The sequence below is a fragment of the Sphingomonas sp. genome (genome assembly GCF_035944535.1).
Taxonomy (GTDB): Bacteria; Pseudomonadota; Alphaproteobacteria; order Sphingomonadales; family Sphingomonadaceae; genus Sphingomonas_B.
The window spans coordinates 61,784-85,127 of the sequence record NZ_DASZBC010000001.1; the positions used below are offsets into that span (position 1 = coordinate 61,784).

Annotated in this window: 23 protein-coding genes, 1 tRNA gene, 1 other RNA gene and 2 pseudogenes; 6 read left to right on the top strand and 21 right to left on the bottom strand. The window is 65.9% G+C overall.

Going from position 1 to position 23,344, the window contains the following annotated elements:
• Positions 1-651 precede the first annotated feature (651 nt).
• The 17 genes and pseudogenes from fdhD to VGT77_RS00365 all read right to left on the bottom strand — a co-directional run bounded on the left by fdhD (position 652) and on the right by VGT77_RS00365 (position 16,151).
• Positions 652-1,428, bottom strand: coding sequence for a formate dehydrogenase accessory sulfurtransferase FdhD (gene fdhD / locus VGT77_RS00285; protein ID WP_327458419.1), 777 nt, complete (start codon positions 1,426-1,428; stop codon positions 652-654).
• Positions 1,425-1,694: a formate dehydrogenase subunit delta gene (locus VGT77_RS00290; protein ID WP_327458421.1), complete on the bottom strand. Its 270-nt coding sequence runs from the start codon at positions 1,692-1,694 to the stop codon at positions 1,425-1,427. The genes fdhD and VGT77_RS00290 overlap by 4 nt, the downstream gene beginning before the upstream one ends.
• Entirely contained in the window at positions 1,691-4,534 is a 2,844-nt protein-coding gene (fdhF, locus tag VGT77_RS00295; protein WP_327458423.1) for a formate dehydrogenase subunit alpha, read from the bottom strand. The genes VGT77_RS00290 and fdhF overlap by 4 nt, the downstream gene beginning before the upstream one ends.
• Complete coding sequence (gene mobA, locus VGT77_RS00300) at positions 4,531-5,070, bottom strand: molybdenum cofactor guanylyltransferase (protein ID WP_327458425.1); 540 nt, start codon at positions 5,068-5,070, stop codon at positions 4,531-4,533. The genes fdhF and mobA overlap by 4 nt, the downstream gene beginning before the upstream one ends.
• Positions 5,067-6,530, bottom strand: a complete 1,464-nt coding sequence (locus tag VGT77_RS00305) for an NADH-ubiquinone oxidoreductase-F iron-sulfur binding region domain-containing protein (protein WP_327458426.1) — start codon at positions 6,528-6,530, stop codon at positions 5,067-5,069. The genes mobA and VGT77_RS00305 overlap by 4 nt, the downstream gene beginning before the upstream one ends.
• The gene (locus VGT77_RS00310) at positions 6,527-6,952 is read right to left on the bottom strand and encodes an NAD(P)H-dependent oxidoreductase subunit E (protein WP_327458427.1); all 426 of its coding nucleotides are present in this window, start codon (positions 6,950-6,952) and stop codon (positions 6,527-6,529) included. The genes VGT77_RS00305 and VGT77_RS00310 overlap by 4 nt, the downstream gene beginning before the upstream one ends.
• Entirely contained in the window at positions 6,949-7,782 is an 834-nt protein-coding gene (fghA, locus tag VGT77_RS00315; protein WP_327458429.1) for an S-formylglutathione hydrolase, read from the bottom strand. Before fghA ends, VGT77_RS00310 begins: the two co-directional genes overlap by 4 nt.
• Positions 7,782-7,940: pseudogene (locus tag VGT77_RS00320) on the bottom strand (S-(hydroxymethyl)glutathione dehydrogenase); the annotation flags it as partial. The pseudogene VGT77_RS00320 and the gene fghA, both read right to left, overlap by 1 nt.
• Before the next feature lie 164 nt (positions 7,941-8,104).
• A complete protein-coding gene (locus tag VGT77_RS00325; RefSeq protein ID WP_327458431.1) occupies positions 8,105-8,734 on the bottom strand; it encodes a TadE/TadG family type IV pilus assembly protein in 630 nt (209 codons plus the stop codon).
• A gap of 2 nt (positions 8,735-8,736) precedes the next feature.
• Positions 8,737-9,324: a TadE family protein gene (locus VGT77_RS00330; protein WP_327458433.1), complete on the bottom strand. Its 588-nt coding sequence runs from the start codon at positions 9,322-9,324 to the stop codon at positions 8,737-8,739.
• 8 nt (positions 9,325-9,332) lie between these two features.
• Positions 9,333-11,114: a pilus assembly protein TadG-related protein gene (locus tag VGT77_RS00335; RefSeq protein ID WP_327458435.1), complete on the bottom strand. Its 1,782-nt coding sequence runs from the start codon at positions 11,112-11,114 to the stop codon at positions 9,333-9,335.
• A gap of 108 nt (positions 11,115-11,222) precedes the next feature.
• A tRNA-Arg gene (locus VGT77_RS00340) sits at positions 11,223-11,299 on the bottom strand.
• Between the two features lie 7 nt (positions 11,300-11,306).
• A complete protein-coding gene (locus tag VGT77_RS00345; RefSeq protein ID WP_327458490.1) occupies positions 11,307-13,739 on the bottom strand; it encodes a TonB-dependent receptor in 2,433 nt (810 codons plus the stop codon).
• 108 nt (positions 13,740-13,847) lie between these two features.
• Positions 13,848-14,291 (bottom strand): DUF1178 family protein, encoded by a 444-nt coding sequence (locus VGT77_RS00350; RefSeq protein ID WP_327458437.1) that lies wholly within the window; start codon positions 14,289-14,291, stop codon positions 13,848-13,850.
• Positions 14,288-15,109, bottom strand: coding sequence for a carbon-nitrogen hydrolase family protein (locus VGT77_RS00355; protein WP_327458439.1), 822 nt, complete (start codon positions 15,107-15,109; stop codon positions 14,288-14,290). The genes VGT77_RS00350 and VGT77_RS00355 overlap by 4 nt, the downstream gene beginning before the upstream one ends.
• 8 nt (positions 15,110-15,117) lie before the next feature.
• Entirely contained in the window at positions 15,118-15,378 is a 261-nt protein-coding gene (gene grxC, locus VGT77_RS00360) for a glutaredoxin 3 (protein WP_327458441.1), read from the bottom strand.
• 11 nt (positions 15,379-15,389) lie between these two features.
• The gene (locus VGT77_RS00365; protein ID WP_327458443.1) at positions 15,390-16,151 is read right to left on the bottom strand and encodes a ComF family protein; all 762 of its coding nucleotides are present in this window, start codon (positions 16,149-16,151) and stop codon (positions 15,390-15,392) included.
• 144 nt (positions 16,152-16,295) lie between these two features.
• Here VGT77_RS00365 and VGT77_RS00370 point away from each other — a divergent pair, with 144 nt between their 5' ends.
• Positions 16,296-17,147, top strand: coding sequence for a class I SAM-dependent methyltransferase (locus VGT77_RS00370; protein WP_327458445.1), 852 nt, complete (start codon positions 16,296-16,298; stop codon positions 17,145-17,147).
• Here VGT77_RS00370 and VGT77_RS00375 read toward each other — a convergent pair.
• Positions 17,103-17,534: a (deoxy)nucleoside triphosphate pyrophosphohydrolase gene (locus VGT77_RS00375; RefSeq protein WP_327458447.1), complete on the bottom strand. Its 432-nt coding sequence runs from the start codon at positions 17,532-17,534 to the stop codon at positions 17,103-17,105. The two genes, VGT77_RS00370 and VGT77_RS00375, sit on opposite strands and share 45 nt — an antisense overlap.
• Positions 17,535-17,598: 64 nt before the next feature.
• Between VGT77_RS00375 and VGT77_RS00380 the strand changes: the two genes are divergently transcribed.
• The 5 genes from VGT77_RS00380 (at position 17,599) to moaC (ending at position 20,899) form a co-directional block, all read left to right on the top strand.
• A complete protein-coding gene (locus VGT77_RS00380) occupies positions 17,599-17,769 on the top strand; it encodes a Flp family type IVb pilin (RefSeq protein ID WP_327458449.1) in 171 nt (56 codons plus the stop codon).
• A 41-nt stretch (positions 17,770-17,810) separates the two neighbouring features.
• Complete coding sequence (locus VGT77_RS00385) at positions 17,811-18,401, top strand: aminodeoxychorismate/anthranilate synthase component II (protein ID WP_327458451.1); 591 nt, start codon at positions 17,811-17,813, stop codon at positions 18,399-18,401.
• Between the two features lie 71 nt (positions 18,402-18,472).
• Positions 18,473-19,471, top strand: coding sequence for an anthranilate phosphoribosyltransferase (gene trpD, locus VGT77_RS00390; RefSeq protein ID WP_327458452.1), 999 nt, complete (start codon positions 18,473-18,475; stop codon positions 19,469-19,471).
• 80 nt (positions 19,472-19,551) lie between these two features.
• Positions 19,552-20,349, top strand: a complete 798-nt coding sequence (trpC, locus tag VGT77_RS00395; RefSeq protein WP_327458454.1) for an indole-3-glycerol phosphate synthase TrpC — start codon at positions 19,552-19,554, stop codon at positions 20,347-20,349.
• A gap of 82 nt (positions 20,350-20,431) precedes the next feature.
• Positions 20,432-20,899, top strand: a complete 468-nt coding sequence (moaC, locus tag VGT77_RS00400) for a cyclic pyranopterin monophosphate synthase MoaC (RefSeq protein ID WP_327458456.1) — start codon at positions 20,432-20,434, stop codon at positions 20,897-20,899.
• Positions 20,900-21,010: 111 nt separating this feature from the next.
• On the opposite strand, the gene VGT77_RS00405 is transcribed toward moaC, so the two are convergent.
• The 3 genes and pseudogenes from VGT77_RS00405 to ffs all read right to left on the bottom strand — a co-directional run bounded on the left by VGT77_RS00405 (position 21,011) and on the right by ffs (position 23,194).
• Positions 21,011-21,334: a YbaB/EbfC family nucleoid-associated protein gene (locus VGT77_RS00405; protein WP_327458458.1), complete on the bottom strand. Its 324-nt coding sequence runs from the start codon at positions 21,332-21,334 to the stop codon at positions 21,011-21,013.
• Positions 21,331-22,935 (bottom strand): annotated as a pseudogene (locus tag VGT77_RS00410) (DNA polymerase III subunit gamma/tau); the annotation flags it as partial. The gene VGT77_RS00405 and the pseudogene VGT77_RS00410, both read right to left, overlap by 4 nt.
• 161 nt (positions 22,936-23,096) lie before the next feature.
• An RNA gene (ffs, locus tag VGT77_RS00415) (signal recognition particle sRNA small type) lies at positions 23,097-23,194 on the bottom strand.
• Between the last annotated feature and the right edge of the window lie 150 nt (positions 23,195-23,344).

The window sequence follows — 23,344 nt, forward strand, 5'->3', positions numbered from 1 at the left end:
GCTTGGACAACCGATATAGACGCAGCTTACTCCGTCTGGATATACGAACATCTGAGCTCAGATCGGGCACGAGAGATGAAAGGCCCGTACCCAGAAGACGTGCTAACTGCCGCCGAGGCTGCCTCTCACCTAACTGGCCGCCAACTCATCTTGCAAGTTGAAGGTGGGGAAATATGTGGGGAAGCCTCGGCAGCGGCCACATAGTCGGACTTTTATTTCGGTATCTTACGTATCATGCAAGAGCGGACACCCTCTCCCCCACCCCATTGACTATGCTGAGGCCAAGGGTCTGGTCAGCGCCTACTGTTCTTTCATGCGGTCACTCGACAGCGTCACTGCGCGATTGGTCGGGCGCAATATTTAGCGGGTGCACCAGCATCGCTCCCTGAGCGGCATCGGCGATCATTGGTCGCCAGGAATACGGCCTCCGATACGCCCGTTCGTTTCGAGCCCCGCCCTGAACCAGCCAAACGTTGCTTCGCAGAAGCGGAGCCACTTGCTGCGGCTTGAAGTTCTCACTTGCGGCCGCATTTTTCACAGCTCGATCAAGTCGCCAGTTCTCAGTCTCACTGCCACTCATGGTCCGTCATGTGCGAGGAACAGCATCGCAGATGAGCGCGCGCTTCGTCGAAGGTTTTGGGCCGAGCGCATTCATGCACAGGCCAAGAAACTGTCCCTGCGAGCGAGCGAACAGACTTCTATGTTTGCTTCTTTAGCCCGCGATAGCGCAAGTTCCGTTGCGGCCGAGACAGTGACCAGCGTGGAACAGCCTGCCAGCGCTGCCTTCTCGACCAACTCGTAGGAGCAGCGGGAGGATAGCAGTGCAAACCGCCCCTTCCAGTCCTGTCCGTCTCGAAGCATGGCGCCGATCAGCTTATCGAAGGCATTGTGGCGGCCGACGTCCTCGCGGGCGAGCAGGATCGCGCCGTCGCCGTCGCAGGCCATGGCGGCGTGTACGGCGCCGGTCCGGCCGTTTAGCGGCTGATTGGCGCGCATGTTGCTCAGAGCTCGAAATATTGCGCCCGGAGCAATGGGCGGGGTGTCTTGCAGGCGCGGCAATGGTCGGAGTGCCTGTTCGAGATTTTCGATGCCGCACAAGCCACAACTGCTTTCGGAGAGCCGGTGTCGGACGCGCTCGAATACACGATTTCGCAACGCAGGCCGGGTGTTGACCCGAAGGATCGTTCCCGATGCGGTCCCATGCGGCTCGACCGTTCCTATATCGGCGGCACCGTCGATCAGCCGTTCAGACAGGCAGAAGCCGTAAGCAAAGTCCTGCAGATCGGATGGGCTGAGCATCATCACCGCATAGCCAAGGCCGTTCACCTCGATCGCGCAGGGATGTTCGACGGCCACATCGCGGGACATCGCAGTGTGGCTGCCGTTCTCGGCGACCGAGACGAAGGCCCAGCCCTCTGCGCCGGTCATCCCGCGTCCGAACCGCCTTCCGCGGCAGTAGCAAGTGTCTGGGGCCGTGGCTCTACACCCGCAGCGAGCGTACGGAGCGCAGCGAGCGCGACGGTATCGAGGCCCGCGCCGCCAGCCAATAGATGCCGATAGATCTGCTCCTTCATCCGCGGATCCCAGAAATGAGCGATATGGTCGGCGACCGCGGCGGGCGGATCGGTGTGGGTGGCGAGGTTCCGCGCGATCTGGTTTGCCATGTAGATCAGGCGGTCGAGCGTCTGGCTCACTCGGCCGCCTCGGCTTCGGCGATCCGGCGCGAACGCTCGCTCAGCGCCTCATAGCTCTCCTGCCAATCGGTCGGACCGTTGGAAGGAGAGACCTGCACGGCCGTGACCTTATATTCCGGGCAGTTGGTGGCCCAATCCGAATAGTCGGTGGTGACGACATTTGCCTGCGTCGCCGGATGGTGAAAGGTCGTGTAGACCACGCCCGGCGCGACCCGATCGGTGACCCTGACGCGAAGGGTGGTCTCGCCTGAACGGCTGGCGAGCTTCGCCCAGTCGCCGTCCTTCAGCCCCCGCTCTTCGGCGTCATGCGGGTGCATCTCCAGCAGGTCTTCCGGATGCCAGACGGTGTTCGCCGTCCGCCGCGTCTGCGCGCCGACATTATAGTGGCTGAGGATGCGGCCGGTCGTGAGCAGCAGCGGGAAGCGCGGCCCGGTCTTTTCGTCCGTCGGGATATAGTCGGTCACCACGAAATGGCCTTTGCCACGCACGAAGCCGTCCATGTGCATGACCGGCGATCCGTTTGGCGACGCCTCATTGCAGGGCCACTGGATCGAACCGAGTTCGTCCAGCTTGGCGAAGGACACGCCCGCGAAGCTCGGCGTCAGCCGGGCGATCTCGTCCATGATCTCCGAGGGGTGGCTGTAGGACCAGCCCAAGCCCAGCGCGTTCGCGAGCCCCTGGGTGACCTCCCAATCCTCCAAGCCATTCAGCGGCGCCATCACCTTGCGCACCGGCTGGATGCGGCGCTCCGCGTTGGTGAAGGTGCCGTTCTTTTCCAGGAAAGTGGAGCCAGGCAGGAAAATATGCGCATAGTTCGCGGTTTCGTTCAGGAACAGGTCGTGGACGATCACGCACTCCATGGCAGAAAGGCCGGCAGAGACATGGCGCGTGTTCGGGTCGGACTGCAGGATGTCCTCGCCCTGGATGTATAGCGCTTTGAAGCTGCCATCGACGGCGGCGTCGAGCATGTTGGGAATGCGCAAGCCGGGTTCCGGATCGATCCGAACGCCCCAATCCGCCTCGAACAGGCGCCGCGTCGCTTCGTCGGAGACATGGCGATAGCCGGACAGCTCGTGCGGGAAGCTGCCCATGTCGCAGGCTCCCTGGACATTGTTCTGGCCGCGAAGCGGGTTCACCCCGACGCCCGGCCGGCCGATATTGCCGGTCGCCATGGCAAGGTTGGCGATCGCCATCACGGTCGAGCTGCCCTGGCTGTGCTCGGTCACGCCCAGGCCGTAATAGATCGCGGCGTTCCCGCCCGTGGCGTAGAGGCGCGCGGCCGCGCGCAGCTCTTGCGGATCGACTTGCGTGACCGGCGCGAGGGCCTCGGGGCTGTTGCGCCGGTCGGATACGAAGGCAGCCCAATCGCAATACTCGTCCCAGTCGCACCGTTCCCGCACAAAGGCTTCATCGGCAAGGCCTTCGGTAACGATCACATGCGCCATGGCGGTCAGCACGGCGACGTTGGTGCCAGGACGGAGCGGCAGGTGGTGTGCCGCTTCGATGTGCGGCGTGCGGACGAGATCGATGCGTCGCGGATCGATCACGATCAGCTGCGCGCCCTGGCGCAGCCGACGCTTCATGCGGCTTGCGAAGACCGGATGGCCATCGGTCGGATTGGCGCCGATCACCAAGATCACGTCCGCCTGCTCGACCGAGTCAAAGTCCTGAGTGCCGGCCGAAGTGCCGAATGTGGTCTTCAGTCCATAGCCCGTCGGCGAGTGGCAGACGCGCGCGCACGTATCGACGTTGTTGTTGCCGAACCCTGCACGAACCAATTTCTGAACCAGGAACGTCTCTTCATTGGTGCAGCGCGAAGAGGTGATGCCGCCGATCGCTCGCCGGCCATGCTTCGCCTGTATACGCTTCAGCTCCGACGCAGCGTGCGCAAAGGCCTGTTCCCAGCTGACTTCCTGCCATGGCTCGTCGATCGAAGAGCGGATCATCGGATTGAGGATGCGTTCCTGGTGGTTGGTGTAGCCCCAGGCGAAACGGCCTTTGACGCAGCTATGGCCGCGATTGGCCTTGCCATCCTTCCAAGGCACCATGCGGACGAGCTGCTCGCCGCGCATCTCGGCCCGGAAGGTGCAGCCCACGCCGCAATAGGCGCAAGTCGTGACGACCGCGCGCTCCGGCGTGCCGATCTCCACCACCGCCTTCTCGACCAGAGTGGCGGTGGGGCAGGCCTGAACACAGGCGCCGCAGGACACGCACTCCGAGCCCAGGAAGTTGTCGCTCAGCAGCCCGGCCGAGACCTTGGAGTTGAACCCTCGAGCGTCGATTGTGAGTGCGAAGGTGCCCTGAACTTCGTCGCACGCTCTGACGCAACGTGAACAGACGATGCACTTGGACGGGTCAAAGTCGAAATAGGGATTTGATCGGTCCTTGGGCTGTCCCAGATGATCCGCGCCCCTGCCATACCGCACCTCACGCAAGCCGACCGCGCCGGCCTGGTCCTGCAGCTCGCAGTCGCCGTTTGCCGCACAAGTAAGGCAGTCGAGCGGGTGGTCGGAGATGTAAAGCTCCATGACGTTCCGCCGGATGCGAGCGAGCCGCTCGGTCTGGGTGCGCACCACCATGCCGTCCGCGACCGGGGTTGTGCAGGAGGCGGGTGTGCCCTTCCCCCCTTCGATCTCCACAAGGCAGAGCCGGCACGAGCCGAAGGCCTTCAGGCTGTCGGTTGCACACAGCTTAGGAATGGCGGTGCCTATTTCGGCCGCAGCGCGCATCACCGTGGTCCCCATCGGCACCGTGACCTGTCGCCCGTCTATGGTCAGGGTGACCTGCTGGTCCGAGCGGGCGGCGGGCGTCCCGAAATCGGCTTGAGCGACATAAGTCATCGAACCAGTCCTTCCGCTGCCGCATAATAGCTTAGATCGGCAGGCGTGTTGAGGTTGTAGATGGGCGCGGCGAACGGCACCGTCCGGGCGTCAGCCCGCTCGACCCAGGCGCGCATGGACCGGTCGTCTGAAAATGTGAGATGCTCCAGCAATCTTTCGAATAGGCTCGTCGGCCAGAGCCCGAGAAGCGGCTGCCCCTCGACTACGGCCGGGCCCGCTGCGAGCCGGTCAGCCAGATCAGCCGGAAGCGGCAGAACATCGCAGCCAGCTGTCAGCACCGCATCGAAGCTCCACGACTGGGCATGGCGCAGCGCGGCGCAAAGGCCGCCCAATGGGCCCAGAAGCGGCATCGGGAAGTCTTCGATCGCCGCATAGGCCTGCGATCGGCGACCTACGACAACCACATCATCGACATGCGACTCGATCGCGGCCGCAACATGCTCAAGCAACGGCGTGCCGGCGAGCAGCGCTGCCGCCTTGTCACTGCCGAACCGACGCGACTGTCCCCCCGCCAGAATGGCGCCGAGCAGCCTCACCCCACGAAATCTTCGCGGAAATGGGTGATCGCACTCATCACGGGATAGGGCGTGAAGCCGCCGAGCGCGCAGAGGGAGCCGAACTTCATCGTCTCGCATAGCTCCTCGATGAGCGCGAGGTTGACGGCCGGATCGTCGCCGGAAATCACCCGCTCCATCGTCTCGCGGCCGCGCACTGCGCCCAGGCGACACGGCGTGCACTTGCCGCAGCTTTCGGCCGCGCAGAACTCAAAGGCGAAGCGCGCCTGTTCAGCCATGTCCACGCTGTCGTCGAATACGGTCACCCCGGCGTGACCGATCAGCCCGTCGCGAGCGGCGAAAGCTTCATAGTCGAATATCGTATCGAACAGCGCCGGCGGGAAATAAGCGCCCAAGGGGCCGCCGACCTGTACGGCTTTGACTGGACGCCCAGAGGCCGTCCCCCCACCAACTTCATACACCAGCTCGCCCAAGGTGAGGCCGAACGCGGTCTCGAACAATCCGGCATGCCTGACATTGCCCGCGAGTTGGACGGGCATCGTCCCCCGCGACCGGCCGGTGCCGTAATCGGCATAGGCCTGACCACCCTTCGCCAGTATCCAAGGCACTGCGGCGAGCGTCAGCACATTGTTGACGACCGTCGGGCAACCGAAAAGCCCCTCAATCGCGGGCAGGGGCGGCTTCGCGCGAACCTCGCCGCGTTTGCCTTCCAGCGAGTTGAGCAGCGACGTCTCCTCGCCGCAGACATAAGCGCCGGCGCCCACCCGCACCTCGACTTCGAACGGCGCGACGATCGACACCGAGAGACGAACTGCCGCGTCGAGCTTGGCAATGGCATGCGGATATTCGGACCGCACATATATGAAGCCTTTCTGCGCCCCCACCGCAAGGGCGGCGATCGCCATACCCTCGATCAGGCAATATGGGTCGCCTTCCATCAGCATGCGATCAGCGAAGGTGCCGCTGTCGCCCTCATCGGCATTGCACACGATGTATTTGCGCGGCCCCTCGGCCAGCCGCACCGTGTTCCACTTGATGCCGGCCGGAAAGCCCGCGCCGCCGCGGCCACGCAGGCCCGAAGTCTTCACCTCCTCGACGATCGCCTCGGGGCCGAGTTCGCGCGCGCGGCGCAGCCCCTCCCAGCCGCCTGATGCGGCGTAATCGTCCAGAGCGAGCGGCCGCGTCATGCCGGCGCGCGCGAAGGTCAGCCGCTGCTGCCGGGCGATAAATGGGTGCGCAGCCAGCTCTCCGACCCGCTTTTCCTCAAGCTCTCCGGCGAGCAGCGCCGGCAGCTCGTCCGGCAGCACCGGCCCATAGCCGATCCACCCCGAGCCGGTGTCGAGCTCGACCAGTGGCTCCAGCCAATGCATGCCCCAGCTGCTGGTGCGTACGACCTCGAACCCGAGCGCGGCTGCCCGTCGGGCGACCCGATCGGCGCCGCAGGCGACGGCGGCAGCGTCATCCGACAGGAACAGCCTCATGCCGCCCCGACCTGCTCGATCAGCTCGCTGAAGCTGCTCGCGTCGAGACGGGCATGGACATCCGTGCCGATCATCGCCGCCGGCCCCACCGAGCACAGCCCCAAGCAATAGACCGTCTCAATCTCGACCCGGTCGACGCCGGCGGCGCCCTTCACCAGCGCTTCGGCGCCCCGCGCCTGGCATGCCTCCGCCCGGCACAGTTTGATGACGGGTCGCCGGGTCGGCGTGCGGCGAAAATCATGGTAGAAGCTGACGACTCCCGAGACCTCTGCGCGGCTGAGGTTCAGCGCTTGCGCAATGGCGACGATGTCGTCCTCCATGATCCAGCCCTGCACCGCCTGCACATCGTGCAGGATCGGCAGCAACGGGCCTTCACGGGTCGTATGGCGCTCGACGATCGCTTCGAGATCGGGCCCGTTCACCGCTTCAGCCGCTCCGCGTGCCAGCGCAGATGGTCACCCATGAAGCTGGAGATGAAATAATAGCTATGATCGTAACCGGGCTGCATCCGCAGCGTGAGCGGAACACCTGCCTTGTCGCATGCCTGCATGAGCAGTTCGGGTCGAAGCTGCTCGTCGAGGAAGTTGTCGGCGGCGCCCTGGTCGACCAGCAATTCGGCGACCCGGGCGCCATCCTCGATCAGCGCGACCGCGTCATAGGCCCGCCACGCCGCCCGGTCCGTCCCCAAATAGCCAGTTAGTGCCTTCTCGCCCCACGGCACCTGGCTCGGTGCCACAATCGGAGCGAAGGCGGAGACGCTGCGGAAGCGGTCCGGATTTCGCAGCGCGATCGTCAGCGCACCATGCCCGCCCATCGAATGGCCGGTGATCGCCTGGGCATCCATGTCGGCCGGAAACTCTGCCGCGATCAGCGCCGGCAGTTCCTCTTCGATATAGCTGCGCATGCGGAAATGCGGCGCCCAGGGCGCCTCGGTCGCATCGACATAGAAGCCCGCCCCCTGGCCCATGTCATAGGCCGGATCGTCGGCCACGCCGTCGCCGCGCGGGCTTGTGTCGGGCGCGACAAAGATGAGGCCGAGCTCCGCGCAGGCGGCGCGATACTCCCCTTTCTCCGTGACATTGGCGTGGGTGCAGGTGAGCCCGGACAGGTACCAGACGACCGGCAGCCGGTCCTGGTCATTGTGGGCGGGCACGAACACGGAAAAGACCATGTCCGTGCCCGTCGACGTGCTCCGGTGCCGGTAAACGCCCTGAGTGCCGCCATGGCTTCGCCAGGTCGAGACGATTTCCATCAATACACCACCACCGACCGAATGCTCTCGCCCTTGTGCATCAGGTCGAAGCCTTTGTTAATCTCTTCGAGGCTCAGCACGTGCGTGATCATTGGGTCGATCGCGATCTTGCCGTCCATATTCCAGTCAACGATCTTCGGCCCGCCGGTCTGATTCTTAGGTCAAGGCACCTCATGATGCCGCCGCGGCTCGCGCAGAAAGAGCCAGGTCAGCACGACGACGAGCGACACCACGACGGCCTTGAGGTCGGCGGGAGACCAGCCGCCCAGGCGGCCGAGCCACGCGCCAGGGCAGCAGCTGAAAACCTGACCTTCAAGACAGCTTAGCAGCGCGCCGGTTGAACTCCGCCGATCGGCGTGATGTTGGGGATGGCCTGGCCGCGCGTTACGTACATGGAGCGCTGGCGGATGATGCCGTCGCCGCGCCGGCGGATATGCACCAGGTTGATCAGCGGCTTATATTCATAGCCGACCTCGGCCACCACGACCATCTGGTTCTGCTGCAGCACGACGCCGTTCGGCAGCGTCACCTCAGGGCCGTCGCCGAAATCGTCGGTGGCGGTCCATTCGCTGCCGATCTGGCTGACGATCGTCGTCTTGTTGCCGCCGCAGCGTTGCCAGACCACCTTGTTCACCACTTCGCCATCCTGATTGACGCCGATGACTCCGGTCAGGATCGTCCGCCCGCTTTCCTTGACGTCGAAGGGCGCATCGAGCCGCTCGACAGCCTCGAACACGTCATGGAAGCTGTTCTCGCTGGGCGCCAGCTGGTTGCGGGCGATGGTGTCCGCCGCGACTGACGAGATGCGCTCCAGCTTCTGATTGGCGAGCACGAAGTTGGTATATTCCATGCCTCCCATGCCGGCCATGACGATCAGCGGCAGCCACAGGGCCGTCTCGACGATCGAGACGCCCTTGCTGTCGCGGCTAAGATTGCGCAGTGCGGCGATCATGATCAGCACCCCGTGGTCCGGAAGAGCGGTTCGTTGCGGATCACCGTCGTCGCCTTGATCGGGTAGTCGGTCGTGCCGTCCTGGCTGAAGCGCGAGGCGATCCAGGGCACCAGCGACTTGACCTTGAAGGTGGCGGTGTAGCTGACCACCTGCCCGGCGCCGCCGACCGACCCGGAGCTGCCCATGTCCGGGTCCCATTTGCCGTTGCCGTTCACGTCGGTGTAGGTCTCGCCGACGTCATATTTGCCGTTCTTGGTGGCGCCGGCATCGACGAACGGCTCCGGCTCGCCGACATCGCCGAAGGCGGAGCCGTAGGATACCGCCTGAATCTTGGGCGGCTGGTCGTCCGAGCTCTTCACATGCTGCATGCCCCGCTCGATCGTCTGAACGAGAATGGTCTCACGCTTGGACGGACAATCGGACGCGGCGATCAGCCGGGCTCCCTTCATCGTCGCCGACTCCAGCGCCGACCGGGCGGACTGCACCCAGGCAAACTCGATGAAGCCGAACAGCAGCACCGTCACCACCGGCGCGATCAGCGCGAATTCCGTGGCGGCGATGCCGGCCCGGTCCTGGCGAAGCGTCTTCATGTCCCGTCTCACTTGGCGAGGTGGAGGTCGATGAGGTTGGCGGCGATCGAGGTGAAGGCGATGCGCAAGTCGCTCGGGTTCTTCGTCTCGAAGAAATGCGTGTTGCGGTTGGTTGCGCACGTCTTGAACATCTCGCGCGTCGCGTCGCCTTCGGTGCCCGAAGCGATGGCGAATGTGATCGTGTAGATCTCAATGCCTTCGTTCTTCATCGCCTGGCAGGTCTTGGCGAAACGCAGCGCCATCTTGTCACGGTGAGCCGCTCGGGCAGTGGCGGTGCCGCCGCTGTTCCACCATTGGTCCACGACCTTGCGGTCGGCATAGGATTGATAGGCGGTGTAGGCGGAATCGCGCTCATAGTCCTGGTAACCGTTGCCGCGCCCGGCGACCGTGGAGCCTAGGTCCTGCGAGTCGAAGTTACCGTCGGTCATGAAGACCATCACGCGACGCAGCCCCATATTACCGGGCCGGGTGCGCGTGAACACGTCGTTGCGCGCCAGCAGACGATAGCCCCAGGTCATCGCCGGCACGTGCCAGGTGCCGATGTTGAACAGCGGCTGCAGGCTATTCTTATAGTTGGTCAGCTCCGTCTTGGTGCGCGCATAGCTGACCGGCAGCGCCTCGGTCGGACAGACATAGCTCGGCGATTTGGAGACATAATCGTCCGCGTTCGACGGCTTGACGGTCGAGTCGTAATAGCGCGGCGCCGGCCAGCTGGCATAGCTGGGCAGGCGCGACGGCTTGATCTTCGTATTGGCCGAGCTGTTGCAGGCGGCGTCGCTGCTGTTGGACGCGCTCACCTGGCAGATGTTGTTGCCGTAGCGCCGGATGAGCGCCGTCCGCATCGGCCCGTAGTTCGCTACGTTGAACTCGTCCGTCGCGTTGGCGCCGAGCTTGTAGCGATTGTCCTGCCGGTGGAAGGAATAGACCCACAGAGGCGGATAGATGGCCGGTTGCACATCGGGCATGCCGTTTTCACCCGGCAGCGTCTTGCCCATGTCGTAGGTGTTCGCATCGATCGTGTTGATGTTCGTGCTGAGATCACGGATCGTCGGATCGGCGAAGACGCAGCCCTTCCAGCCATAGATGTCGTTCGCGGCCTTGTTGGTATAGCCCGGCACCTGCTCGACCATGTCGTTGGGCAACAGCCGGCCGACATTGGCGAACACCGCATAGGGCAGCACGCCGATCGCGAAGTTCGTCCGCGTCTCGTTGCTGCCATAGACGATGTCGAGAAAGTTCCCCATCGAGTCCTTGAGCGCGGTCATGCCGCCATTGCCGTCCATCGAGCCGGTGACGTCGAGGACCAGCATCGTCTCGACCGCCGTCGGCAGTGTCTTGCCGGCAACGCCCTTCGCCATCGCCTTCACCGGCATCATCGGAATGCCGAAAATCTGCATCAAGGTAGTCGGGACCGTTCCTTCGACGGTCACCTGCACCGTGACTTCGTCGCCGGAGCGGGTCACCGCGACCTGCGGCGTCTGGCGGGTGGCGCCGACATAGCCGAGCGGCATGTTGGCGGTCAGGAATTGGTTGACCGTGTCGATCGTCTTCGGCCCCGGACTGGAGCCGGTGCCCGGATAGAGCTGTTCGATCCGCACGGCGGCTAGCGTCGCGATGTCGACGCTGCTCTGAAGGCGCGACGAAGTCATATAGCCGCGGCCGAGATCGAGCCCCAGGCCGACGAAACCGAACAGCGGAATGATGTAGGCAGCGGCGATCGCGTAGGTGCTGCCCCGCTCATCGCGGAAGAGAGATCGTGCAGCCCGCGCGCTCTTGAACCCGGTCGACATTCCCAACTTCCCCAAAGGTGATCCATTCAGGGGTTAGGCGCGGCATGGCTTAGGAAGCGTTCAAGCCCTTGGTTAACAAGGCGTCGCCCGCATTGCGCAATCGAGGAATGGTGCGCCCGACTGGATTCGAACCAGTGGCCCCCAGATTAGGAATCTGATGCTCTATCCTGCTGAGCTACGGGCGCGCCGGGGCTAGTCCTGCCTTCCTGCCGCCGGTCGGTCAATCCGGCGCTGCGGGAGCGCGAAGAAGAGCTTCCTGATCGACAGCCGCACGCTGCGGCCGAGAGGGTCGAGCAAGTCCGGCTGATAGTTGATCGGCGTGGTGCCCGTCGCGTCGCGCACCCGCTGGCGGGCGTTGAAGATATTGTCGACCGCCAAGGTCACCCGCGTGCCGCGAAGCCAGGGATGATCGACGACCAGCTTGGGCATGTTGCCGAGATTGGCGAAGAGCCGGAAGTTGACGGTCGTCAGATCGCCGAAGCGCAGCCGGTCGCCGGCAAGACCGGTGGCGCCCTCGACAGTCGTGCCGCTCTGCCAATTCGCGCTCAGCCGCGCCCCGAGGCCGTTGCGGGTGATGCCCGCCTGTGCCTCGACCTCGTGACGCGGCTGGCCGCCGCCGCGCCCGAGCGTGCCACCTTCCAGTCGGTCGATCAGCGGACCGGTGGAGGTGAGCAGGACTTCGTCCTTCAAATGCCAGGTGTGGTAGAGCGCGAGCTGGAGCCGCCCGCCACCGCCGAAGCCGCCGCCCCCGAAGCGTCCGCCGCCGCCACGGCCGCCGCCTTCTCCACGCGGCCGGTCGCCTGCGCCGTCCCGACGACCGCCACCGCCCGGTCCGGGTCCACGGCCCCAGGGCAGGCGTCCGGCGGCGGCCAAGGCGCGAAACTGTTCGGCCGTGCTGTCCTGGATACGCTTGGAAAAATTAACGCCCCAGCGCAGCTGTTCCCGACGTTCCCGGAAGAAGTTCACCGGTCGCGCATCGATCTGGATCAGTTCGCCGTTCGAGTCCCGGAGGAAGCGGTCGGGAAACGCCGCCTGGATCTGCGCGGTTGGGAAGGACAGGCTGCCAATCGCGTTGCGCGTCCGGCTGTTGGTGTAAGTTGCGACGATGCTGAGGTCCGTTTCGCTCAGCGGCCGCAGCGTCGCGCCGACCTTCCACACCCGCCGCTCATCGGCGAGCAGCCCGGGATTACCGCCGGTAATCTGGGTAACGATCGCGTTCTGCCCCCGCACCAGATCGAACACGCGGACGCCCGGCGTGACGATCGTGGGGTTGCCGAGCTGCTGCGCCGTCGGCGCGCCTTCCTCATCGGTGTAGGACGCGACGATGCTCAGCTCGCGGATCGGCGACCAGCTCGTTCCCGCGCCCCAGCTGCTCAGGGTACCGAAGTCGCTCAGCCGCTGCACCTCGACATTGCCGTTCAGCGACAGGTTGCCGACGAAGTCGAGCACGCCTCGGTCGCGGCTGGCGATCGGCACGTCGATGTTGATCTGGCCGCCGCCGATGTCGCGGTGCACATCGCCCTGGCGCTGGATGCCGCCGCGCGTTGAGCGGCTCTCGAAATCGGCCGCCGAAGCGTTGAGGCGAAGCGTGGTGGAGACCGGCCCGGCAGGCAGCGTCACCGGCTGGCCATTGACCGTGAAATCCCCGCCGAACTGGCTCGCCACGGATCGCGCGCGATCGGCGGTGACATTGGTATCCGTATCCGTCTCGGTCCGGTCGTAAGCGCCGGTGAAGGTCCATTGCCAGCCAGAGACGGCGCCGTTGATCGTCGTCGCCAGCCGCGTGTTCAGCGAGTCGTTTTCCTGTGCGATCAGCGAACCGTCACTGGAAAGGCCGAGCAAGCTCCGGCTGTCATCTCGCTGGACGCGGCCATTGAGGGTGGCGGTGACGCCCTCCGCGATCGATCGCGCATAGACGCCGTTGAGGGAAGCGGTGCTGGACGACGGCACCAGCGTCCGGAATTCGGTGCCTCCGATGATGTCGCGCTGGCTCTCGAGAAGCCGGCCGGAGCGCTCATGCCCGGCGCTGAGGCTCAGCCGGCCCTCGGGCGTGATCCGCAGCCAGTCGATCTCCGCCTCGGGCCGGTTCGCGCCACCGTCTGTGGCGATCCGGTCGCTCAGCTCGACCGTGGTCGCGCGGAAGCGGCGGCGGAGCACGATATTCACCACCTTTTGATTGGCGGCGAAGCCATATTTGAGCGCCACCTCTTCGGGCAGGATGTCGACGCGCTGGATCGCTTCGGTCGGCAGGTCGCGGATCTCGCTGAAGCCGGAGATGCGCAGGCCATTGAGCAACACCACCTGCGCATTGCGGTCGCGGCCACGTTCGGTGCGGATCTGCGGGGCGAGTTCGGTCAACAGCTCGGCGACCGAGTTGACGCCGTAGGACCGGATGTCTGCCGGGGTGAGCTGCACTTCCGGGCGGATATCGCCGATCACCTCGCCACGTTCGCGCTGGCCGACGACGACGATCTCCTCCTCGCCATCCGCGAACTCGTCGGTCGCGCTCTGGGTTGCCGCCTCGGCATTGGCCGCCGTTTCGGCCGGCGGCGGCGCCACGGTTGGAGGCGGAGGCTGCGGCGTGTCCTGGGCGAGCGCGGGGACGGAAACGCCGCCAAGCAACATCAACAGCAACGACACGCGACCAAACATTTCTTCTGCCTTATCCGACCTGAAGCCCGGCGCCTTGCGGGCCTGCGGCTGAACCGGGGCTGTAAACCCGGCCTGGTCGGATCAGTTGCGCTGGTCGGGCGGCAGCACCGGGAACGGCAGGGGGGCGACCTCGATGCCTTCCTCGGCAAGGGCGGCGGCCTCGGCCGGTGTCGCCTCGCCATGAATGGTGCGGTGCTCGGTCTCGCCGAGATGGATGGAGCGCGCCTCATCGGCGAAGCGGCGGCCGACCCATTCGGACTTTTCCAGCATCTTAGACTGGATCTGGGCCATGGCGGCCAGCATCGCCTTGACTTCGGGCGTGGGGCCGGTCGCGACTGGAACCGGCGCCTCGTCGACGACCTTGCTGCCAAGCCGCGGCGCCATGACCGCCTTGCCGATCTCCTCATCGCCGCAGATCGGGCATTGGATCAGCTTGCGCGCACGCTGGTCCTCATAGTCGGCGCTGGAGCCGAACCAGGCCTCGAACACATGAGCGCGGCCGCATTTCAGGTCGAAGACGATCATGCGGCGGAAACGCTCGGGATCGGCCGCCGGTGATTAAGCGCGGGCACGCGGGAGCGGACTTCCGCGACTTGAGCGAGATCGAGGTCGACGAAGTCGAGACCCGGCGCTTCGCCCATGTCCAGCAGCACGTCGCCCCAGGGGCCGACGGCCAGCGAATGACCGAAGGTCTCGCGCCCATCCTCGTGGCGGCCGGCCTGGGCGGCGGCGACCACGAACACGCCTGCCTCGATGGCGCGGGCGCGGAGCAGCACGTGCCAATGTGCCTTGCCAGTGGACACGGTGAAGGCCGCAGGGACGGCCAGGATGGCGGCACCGGCATCGGTGAGGGTCCGGTAAAGGTCAGGGAAGCGGATGTCATAGCAGATGCTCAAGCCGAGCTTGCCCCAGGGCGTGTCGGCCGCAACCGCTCGCTGCCCGCGCGCATAGACGGCGGACTCGCGCCAGCTCTCGCCAGTCGCCAGATCGACGTCGAACAGGTGGATCTTATCGTACCGCGCACGGACGCCCCCGGCCGCGTCGATCAGGAAGCCACGGTTGAGCCGCATGCCGGCTTCACCGCGCAAGGCCAGCGAACCGAGATGCACCCAGAGGCCCAGCCTGGCAGCCGCTTCGCGGACTGCCGCTAGCGTCTCGTCTTCATCCTCCGACCGCAGCCGCGCTTCCGAGCGCGTCCTATCCCGGTCGAGCAGGTTGGACATTTCCGGCGTGAACAGCATGTCCGCGCCGCCCGCGCGCGCCTCTTCCATCGCTTGCACGATCGTGCGCGCGTTGGCCGCCGGGTCCATGCCCGACTGCATCTGCAATATGGCGGCGCGCATGGTGCGGGTCAGGCGGCCTGCAGCAGCGGATCGAGCCCGCCCCGTGCGTCGAGCGCGGCGAGATCATCCGAGCCGCCGATATGCTGCCCGTCGATGAACACCTGCGGCACGGTGGTCCGGCCATTGGCGCGCTGGATCATTTCGGCACGCTGCGGCCCGCCCATGGTGATGTCATATTCTTCGTAAGACGCGCGCTTGCCGTCCAGCAGCCGCTTGGCGCGGTAGCAATAGGGGCATCCGAATTTGGTGTAGATCTCGACCTTCGCCACCAGTCTCTCCCTCAGTCCGACCCGTCGCCCAGCGGCGGTCCCTCGTCAACATGGTCCTGCAGCACGCGCGCCCAGCACAGCACCACCACCCGGGCCGCGGCCGCGCGCTTGAGCACTCGGGCGCAGCCATTGGCGGTGGCGCCGCTCGTGTAAACGTCATCCACCAGCACCACGCTCCGGCCGATGAGCGCCGCTTTCTTGTCAGATGGGACGGCGAAGGCGCCGCGCAAGGTCCGCGCCCGCGCCGTACGTCCGAGCCCGCCCAACATCGACGTCGCCTTGCGCCGCTCCAACAGGTCGGTGCGCAGTTCCAGCCCCGTGCGCCGCCCAACGTCCGCCGCGATCAGCGCCGCCTGGTTGAAGCCGCGTCGCCAAATGCGCCAGCGGTGAAGCGGCACCGGCACCAGCAGTGCGCCGGGTTCGATCGCCGCGGCGCGGGCCAGGTGCGCGCCGATGATCCGTGCCATGCCGATGCGCCGGCCGTGCTTCAGCTTCAGCGCGAGGGACCGTGCAACCTCTCCATAGGCGACCGCCGCCCGCACGCCGTCATGGTGCGGCGGCTCGGCGAGGCACGCGGCACAGCGGACTTCCTCACCGGGATGATGCTCCAGCGGCAGCCCGCAGGCGGCGCAGCCCGGCCCCGAAAGAAAGTCCAGCCGCGACCAGCAGCCGACACAGAAGCTTCCCTCGCCGCCCACAATCGCGCCGCACGACGGACAACGCGGCGGCAGCGCGAAATCGAGCGCGTAGCGAAGCGGTGTGGCCAGGTTCACGCGGCATGTGTCACTCGCCTTGGCGGACAACACAAGCGCCTGCCCCTTCACCGTTCGGGCTGAGCCTGTCGAAGACCTTTCCGTCTTCTTGGTGAGAAAGGGAGGGCTTCGACAAGCTCAGCCCGAACGCTATGGGGACCCGGAATGCAACCGCCCGAAATCTTCGATCGCCGCCGCCGGCGCATGCGCCGCGATCGTATTATTGCTGAGTTCACGGCGTACGACTTCCTCCACGCGCGGATGGTCGAGGAAACGCTCGACCGGCTCGCGAGCGTGCAGCGGCCTTTCGAACGGGCGCTGGACTTAGGCTGCATGGACGGAAAGATCGGCACGGCGCTCCGCGACCGCGGCATGGACGTGATCTCGGCAGACCCGGGCTTCCGCTTCGCCGGCGCCGCGGGCGGCGTGCAGTGCGACGAGGACCGCCTGCCCTTTGCCGATGCCAGCTTCGACCTGGTGGTCGCGTGCGGCGGACTGGACCAGGCAAACGACCTGCCGGGCGCTCTCACCCTTATCCGCCGCGTGCTGAAGCCGGATGGCCTGTTCCTTGGCGCCTTCCTCGGCGCGGGCAGCCTGCCCCGCCTCCGCGCCGCTTTGCTCGCAAGCGAAGCGCGTGCCGTCGCTCGCCTCCACCCGCAGATCGACGTGCGTTCGGCCGGCGACTTGCTCGCCCGCGCCGGCTTTGCCCTACCAGTCGCGGACGCCGAACGGGTGACGATCCGCTATGCGTCCCTGTTCAGGCTGCTCGGCGATCTGCGCGGCGCCGGCGCCTCCAGCCTGCTCGCCGGGTCTGTCACGCCGCTGGCCCGCACCGCGCTTGCAAGAGCAGCCGAGCATTTCGCGGCCGCCGCAGACCGGGACGGCAAGACCGCAGAGACGATCGAGATCGTGCACCTGCTCGGCTGGGCACCCGCGCCGTCGCAGCCGCAGCCGGCGCGCCGCGGCAGCGCCTCAGCCTCGCTCGCCGACGCGCTCCGGCGACCCAAGCAGGACTGACAGCGCGTCGACTAAGGGAACGTCGGCGGGCGGCATCGGCAGGCTCCGCATCTCGTCGACCGTCACCCAGCGCAGCGCGCTCGCGTCCAGTGCCTGCGGCTCGCCCGCCCAGGCATAAGCGCTGTAGAGCAGGAGCAGCAGGTGACGGCTGCCAAGCGGTGCGCTGGCAAACGCGGCCGGCGCGAACAAAGCCGGGTCAACCGCGATGCCCAGTTCCTCGTCGAGCTCCCGCGCAAGGGCCGCCTCCGGCGTCTCGCCCGGCTCGACCTTGCCGCCGGGAAACTCCCACAGCCCCGCCATCGAGCGATCAGGCCCGCGCTGCTGCAGCAGCACCCGGCCATCGGCGCGGATCAGGGCAGCGGCGACGACCGTCATGACGTCCGGCATAAAGCTTCCTTAACCCGCCTCGTGCCAAGCCTCGATCCGCTTTGCACCGACGGGGGCGGTATTGGTGTTCGAATTCCTTCGCAAGCTGGCAGCCACCACCAAAGGCGCGACGGCAATCGAATATGCGCTGATCATCGCCCTGATCGTGATCGCGGCGATGGCGGCGCTGATGTCGCTTGCCGGTACCACCATCGACATGTGGGACAATGTCGCGGCGAACGTGCTCGCCCACTGACGAGCTTCCGCTTGCACGAGGATCGGCTATGAAGCCGCCGCATGATCCTCGTCATCGACAATTATGACAGCTTCACCTGGAACCTGGTCCATTATCTGATGGAATTGGGCGCCGAGGTGGAGGTCGTGCGCAACGATGCCATCTCCGCCGGCCAGGCGCTGTCATCGGGTGCCGAGGCATTCCTGATCTCGCCGGGACCCTGCACGCCTAACGAAGCCGGTGTCTCGCTGGAACTGGTCGCCGCCTGCGCCGAGGCCAAGCGGCCGCTGCTCGGCGTCTGCCTGGGCCATCAGGCGATCGGTCAGCATTTCGGGGGCCAAGTGATGCGCGGCGGGCTGATGCACGGCAAGACCTCGCCGGTGGAGCATGACGGGACCGGGCTGTTCGAGGGGCTCCCCTCCCCGTTCACTGCAACGCGCTACCATTCCCTGATCGTGCCGGAAGAAGGGCTGCCCGACAGCCTACTCGTCAATGCGCGATCGCCGGACGGCAGCGTCATGGGCTTCATGCACCGCACCCTCCCGATCCACGGCGTACAATTTCATCCGGAAAGCATCGCCACGGAACATGGCCATGCGATGCTCGCAAACTTCATGCGAGCCGCGGGCATGCGGGTGAAAGAGCTCACCTAAACTCCGTTCGTTTCGAGCGCAGTCGAGAAACGTATCTCGACTTCGCTCGATACGAACGGGATAGGGAGTTCGTGACCATTCGCTCTTTCCTCCCCAGTGCAACGCGCCCCTTGGACGCCGAAACGGCCGCCGCCGCGTTCGCCGCAATCTTCGACGGTGACGCCGAGGCGGAGGAGATTGCGAGCTTCCTGATCGAAATGGCGGAGCGCGGCGAGACGGCCGCCGAGATTGCCGCCTGCGCCACTGCGATGCGCGCACGGATGGTGCCGGTCGCCGCGCCTGAAGGCGCCATCGACGTGTGCGGCACCGGCGGCGATGCGCAGCATAGCCTCAATATCTCGACGGCGGTGGCGATCGTCGTCGCAGCGGCTGGCGTTCCGGTCGCCAAGCACGGAAACCGCGCCGCCTCTTCCAAGGCCGGTGCCGCGGACACTCTGGAGGCACTGGGCCTCGATCTCGACATCGCTTCGGCAACGGCAGAGCGGAGCCTCGCCGATCTCGGCATCGCCTTTCTGTTCGCGCAGAAGCATCATCCCGCGCTGGCGCCGCTGGCGCCGATTCGGCGGGCGATAGGGCGGCGCACGGTGTTCAACATGGTTGGACCGATCTGCAATCCGGCCGGTGTGAAGCGTCAGCTGATCGGCGTCGCCCGGCCCGATTTCCTTTCTGTCTATGCCGAAGCATTGGAGTTGCTCGGCACGGAGGCCGCCTTGCTGGTCGGGGGAGACGAGCCGCTCGACGAGCTGTCGATCGCCGGGCCGAGCACGATGGTGCGGGTCGGCGCCACGGGTTCCGGGAGCGAACGGATCACGCCCGAAGATGCCGGACTCGCGGCGCACCCGCTCGACGCCGTGCGGGGCGACGATGCGGCCTATAACGCCGCCGCCCTCCGCCGCCTGTTACAGGGAGAGTCGGGCGCCTATCGGGACGCGGTGCTGCTGAATGCCGCGGCGGCGCTGATGGTCGCGGGGCGGGCGGAGACCCTGACCGAAGGTGCGGAGGAGGCGGGCGAAGTGCTCGACAATGGGTTGGCCAATGCTCTTCTCGACTGCTGGATCGCTTACCGCTGATCCCGTTCCCGTTCGTATCGAGCGAAGTCGAGATACGCGCTTCTCGACTTCGCTCGAAGCGAACGGTTAAGGGGTGACGCGTGAACAAGCTCCAGGAGATCTGCACGCACAAGCGTGAGGAGGTTGCCGCCCGTAAGGCGCGGACCGGCCTAGCGGAGCTGGAGCAGCGCGCCGCCGCGCAGACCCCGCCGCGCGGCTTTCGACGCGCGCTGGACGAGGCCCCCGGCTTCGGCCTGATCGCCGAGATCAAGAAGGCGAGCCCCTCCAAGGGCCTGATCCGCGCGGACTTCGACCCTCCCGCGCACGCCCGGGCCTATGCAGCCGGTGGCGCGGCCTGCCTGTCGGTGCTGACCGACGAGCTCTACTTCCAAGGACATGACGATTACCTCATCGCCGCCCGCGCCGCCTGCGAGCTGCCGGTACTGCGCAAGGACTTCATGGTCGATCCCTGGCAGGTCGCGGAAGCTCGGGCGCTCGGGGCCGATGCCATACTGATCATCGTGGCCGCGCTGTCCGACGCGCAAATGGCGGAGATCGAGGCCGCGGCAATCGAGCACGGCATGGACTCGCTGGTCGAAGTGCATGATGCGGCGGAGCTCGACCGCGCGCTCCGGCTCCGCTCCCGGCTGATCGGCGTCAACAACCGCGACCTGCGCGATTTCTCCGTCGATTTTGCCCGCACCTATGAGCTGGTCGGCCGAGCGCCTCCGGGCTGCACTTTCGTCGCCGAAAGCGGACTCACCAGCCATGGGGATCTCGTCGCGATGGCAGAGCATGGCGTGCGATGCTTCCTCGTCGGCGAAGCGCTGATGCGGCAGGCGGATGTGGAAGCGGCGACAAGAAGTTTACTGGGCGCTCCCCAACCCCGTTTGACCTAAGCTTGTCAAAGGCCTGCTCTGCCCTTTACGTGCCTCAAGAAGAACAGGGCTTCGACAGGCTCAGCCCGAACGGAGTATTTGGGTGTCGGAACTGACCCACCTCGATGAAACGGGCGCCGCGCATATGGTCGATGTGTCGGGCAAGCCCGTCACCGCCCGCGAAGCGGTCGCCACGGGACGCATCCGAATGAGCGCCGACGCGCTGGAGGCGATCCGCTCGGGCTCGGTCAAGAAAGGTGATGCGCTCGCCGTCGCGCGTGTCGCCGGCATCATGGCGGCCAAGCGCACCAGCGACCTGATCCCGCTCTGTCATCCGCTGCCGATCACCCGCGCCGCGGTCGACTTCGCGTTCGAAGCGGACGCGATTGCCGCCACCGCCACGGTGAGCGTTCGGGGGCAGACCGGCGTCGAGATGGAAGCGCTCACCGCCGCCTCCGTCGCGCTGCTGACCCTCTACGACATGGGCAAGGCGGTCGACAAAATGATGGTAATCGAGGCCGTGCGGCTCGTCAGCAAGACGGGTGGGAAGTCGGGGGATTGGAAGCCCTAGCCGTCATCCCGAACTTGTTTCGGGATAAGGGTTCCGCCTCCCCGAATCTGCGCGTGCCCTCATATGCTGCGCTGCCCTAACCTTATCCCGAAACAAGTTCGGGATGACGGGTCAGAACGGCAGCTTAAACCCCGGAGGCAACGGCAACCCACTCGTCATCTTGCCCATTTCCTGACTCGACGCCGCATCCGCCTTCGCTCGCGCGTCGTTGAACGCGGCGGCGATCAGGTCTTCGAGCATCTGCTTTTCGCTCGGCTGGATCAGCGACGGGTCGATATCGACGGCGATGATCCGGCCCTTGGCCGTCGCCCGGACCTTGACCATGCCGCCACCCGAGACACCCTCAACCTCGATCTTATCCAGGTTAGCCTGCGCCTTGCTCAGCTCGTCCTGCACGTTCTTCGCCATGTTGAGGATGTCGTCGAGATTCTTCATGGGGCACTCCGTCGGTCGGCGGGGATATAGTCGATCAGCTCCGCGTCTGGAAACGCTTCAAACGCCGCTTTGACCAAGGGCGTGTCGAGGATCGCCTGCCGCGCCGCCGCCTCGATCGCCCGCTCCTGCTCCAGCAGCGACGGCTCGGCCTCCAGATCCTCGGTCGCGACCGTCCAAGTCGAACCGGTCAGCGTCTTCAGTGCCGCCGCCACGTCGCGGAAGAAATCGCCCGCCAGCGGCTTCAGCGGCTTCACCGCCAGCGCGGGTGGCGTGTAACGTTGCAGCCCCACAAAGTCGTGCAGCTGCTGGGCGAGCAACGGCTTCCCGCCCTGACCGAGCAGTTCGACCAGCGCGCGGAAATCGGGGGGATAGCTAGGCGGCGGTGGTGCCGATTGTTGCGGGGCGGGGCGAGCCGGGAGTGCCGCCTCGCCATTGCCCATGCGCTTCAGCAGCTCGGCGGGGTCCGGCAATTCGGCGGCATGGACGATCCGGAGCAGCGCCATTTCGGCGGCTTCGAGCGGCATCACCGCGCGGACGGTCTCCTCATGCCCTTTGAGCAGCAGCTGCCAGAAGCGATGCAGCTGCGCGAAGGACAGGCGCGCGGCCCACCTCGCCAAGGCCTCGCGCTCTTCGGCGGCTTGCGACGGATCGGCGGCGCCACCCATCTTCACCATGGTGACGCCGTGCACCGTCTCAAGCAGCCCGCGCAGCACGCCGACCGGATCGACGCCGAGATCATATTGATCGCGAAGTGCCGCGAGCGCCGGCTGCGCCTCGCCTGCTAGCAAATGCCCGAGCAGGCGCCGGATCGCGCCGCGGTCGGACAGGCCGAGCATCTCGCGCACCTGTGCAGCCGAGACCTGCCCGCCCTCCATGTCAGCATGGGCAATCGCCTGGTCGAGGATCGACAAGCCGTCGCGCGCGGAGCCCTCGGCAGCACGGGCGATCAGCGCCAGCGCTTCCTCTTCGGCCTGTGCGCCTTCCGCTTTGACGACCTTGGCGAAATGCGCGGCGAGCTTGTCGGCCGGAATACGGCGCAGGTCGAAGCGCTGGCAGCGCGACAGGACCGTCACCGGCACTTTGTTCACTTCGGTGGTCGCGAACAGGAATTTCACATGCGCTGGCGGCTCTTCCAACGTCTTCAGCAGCGCGTTGAACGCGTTCTTCGACAGCATGTGCACTTCGTCGATGATGTACACCTTGTAGCGGGCCGACACCGCCGAATAGCGCACCGCCTCGATGATCTCGCGCACATCGTCGACGCCGGTGTGGGACGCGGCGTCCATCTCGACGACGTCGATATGCCGTCCCTCCGCAATTGCCCGGCACGGCTCGCACTGCCCGCAAGGGTCGATAGTCGGACCGCCCTGCCCGTCCGGCCCGATGCAGTTCAGCGCCTTGGCGATCAGCCGCGCGGTCGAGGTCTTGCCCACCCCGCGCACCCCGGTGAGCAGAAAGGCATGCGCCAGCCGGTCGCGCCGGATCGCGTTGCCGAGGGTCTGCACCATGGCGTTCTGGCCGATCAGCTCGGAGAAACGCTGCGGCCGGTATTTGCGGGCAAGGACGCGATAGGCGGAGGATTCGGGCATGCTGGGCCAACCTCTAACCGTTCGGGCTGAGCCTGTCGAAGCCCTGCTCTTTCTTCTGCCTTGTGAGAAGGTGGCGGCGACCTGGCGAAGCCAGGCCGTCGGTCCTCGCCTCGGCGAGGCCGGTCGCGCTTGCGCGAGGTCGGATTAGCTGAAGCTAATCCGTGCCCGCGCTGCGCGGTGGGAGCCGGAACGACCCGGGGCGAAATCGTTGTGGCTGCTTCCTTCCGGACCTGACCAAGTTGGCGACGGCACCGTCCGCCCGACTCCCGCGCGCCATATGGGGGAGAGTCGCGTCATCGGCAAGTTTACAAAATCCGTTCGGGCTGAGCCTGTCGAAGCCCTCCCTTCTCTTCTCCAGCGCTGGAAGAAGAAGGGAGGCCTTCGACAAGCTCAGGCCGAACGGAGTTGAGGTGCCAGTCCC

Excerpts from the sequence above, each read along its gene's own strand:
- VGT77_RS00370 (WP_327458445.1), top strand. The coding sequence starts at position 16,296 with ATGCAACCGCCCGAAATCTTCGATCGCCGCCGCCGGCGCATGCGCCGC.
- VGT77_RS00345 (WP_327458490.1), bottom strand. The coding sequence starts at position 13,739 with ATGTTGCTTGGCGGCGTTTCCGTCCCCGCGCTCGCCCAGGACACGCCG.
- VGT77_RS00335 (WP_327458435.1), bottom strand. The coding sequence starts at position 11,114 with ATGTCGACCGGGTTCAAGAGCGCGCGGGCTGCACGATCTCTCTTCCGC.
- VGT77_RS00325 (WP_327458431.1), bottom strand. The coding sequence starts at position 8,734 with ATGATCGCCGCACTGCGCAATCTTAGCCGCGACAGCAAGGGCGTCTCG.
- fdhF (WP_327458423.1), bottom strand. The coding sequence starts at position 4,534 with ATGACTTATGTCGCTCAAGCCGATTTCGGGACGCCCGCCGCCCGCTCG.
- VGT77_RS00355 (WP_327458439.1), bottom strand. The coding sequence starts at position 15,109 with ATGCGCGCCGCCATATTGCAGATGCAGTCGGGCATGGACCCGGCGGCC.
- VGT77_RS00350 (WP_327458437.1), bottom strand. The coding sequence starts at position 14,291 with ATGATCGTCTTCGACCTGAAATGCGGCCGCGCTCATGTGTTCGAGGCC.
- VGT77_RS00405 (WP_327458458.1), bottom strand. The coding sequence starts at position 21,334 with ATGAAGAATCTCGACGACATCCTCAACATGGCGAAGAACGTGCAGGAC.
- VGT77_RS00305 (WP_327458426.1), bottom strand. The coding sequence starts at position 6,530 with ATGAGGCTGTTCCTGTCGGATGACGCTGCCGCCGTCGCCTGCGGCGCC.
- VGT77_RS00385 (WP_327458451.1), top strand. The coding sequence starts at position 17,811 with ATGATCCTCGTCATCGACAATTATGACAGCTTCACCTGGAACCTGGTC.
- fdhD (WP_327458419.1), bottom strand. The coding sequence starts at position 1,428 with ATGACCGGCGCAGAGGGCTGGGCCTTCGTCTCGGTCGCCGAGAACGGC.
- fghA (WP_327458429.1), bottom strand. The coding sequence starts at position 7,782 with ATGGAAATCGTCTCGACCTGGCGAAGCCATGGCGGCACTCAGGGCGTT.
- VGT77_RS00375 (WP_327458447.1), bottom strand. The coding sequence starts at position 17,534 with ATGCCGGACGTCATGACGGTCGTCGCCGCTGCCCTGATCCGCGCCGAT.
- VGT77_RS00330 (WP_327458433.1), bottom strand. The coding sequence starts at position 9,324 with ATGAAGACGCTTCGCCAGGACCGGGCCGGCATCGCCGCCACGGAATTC.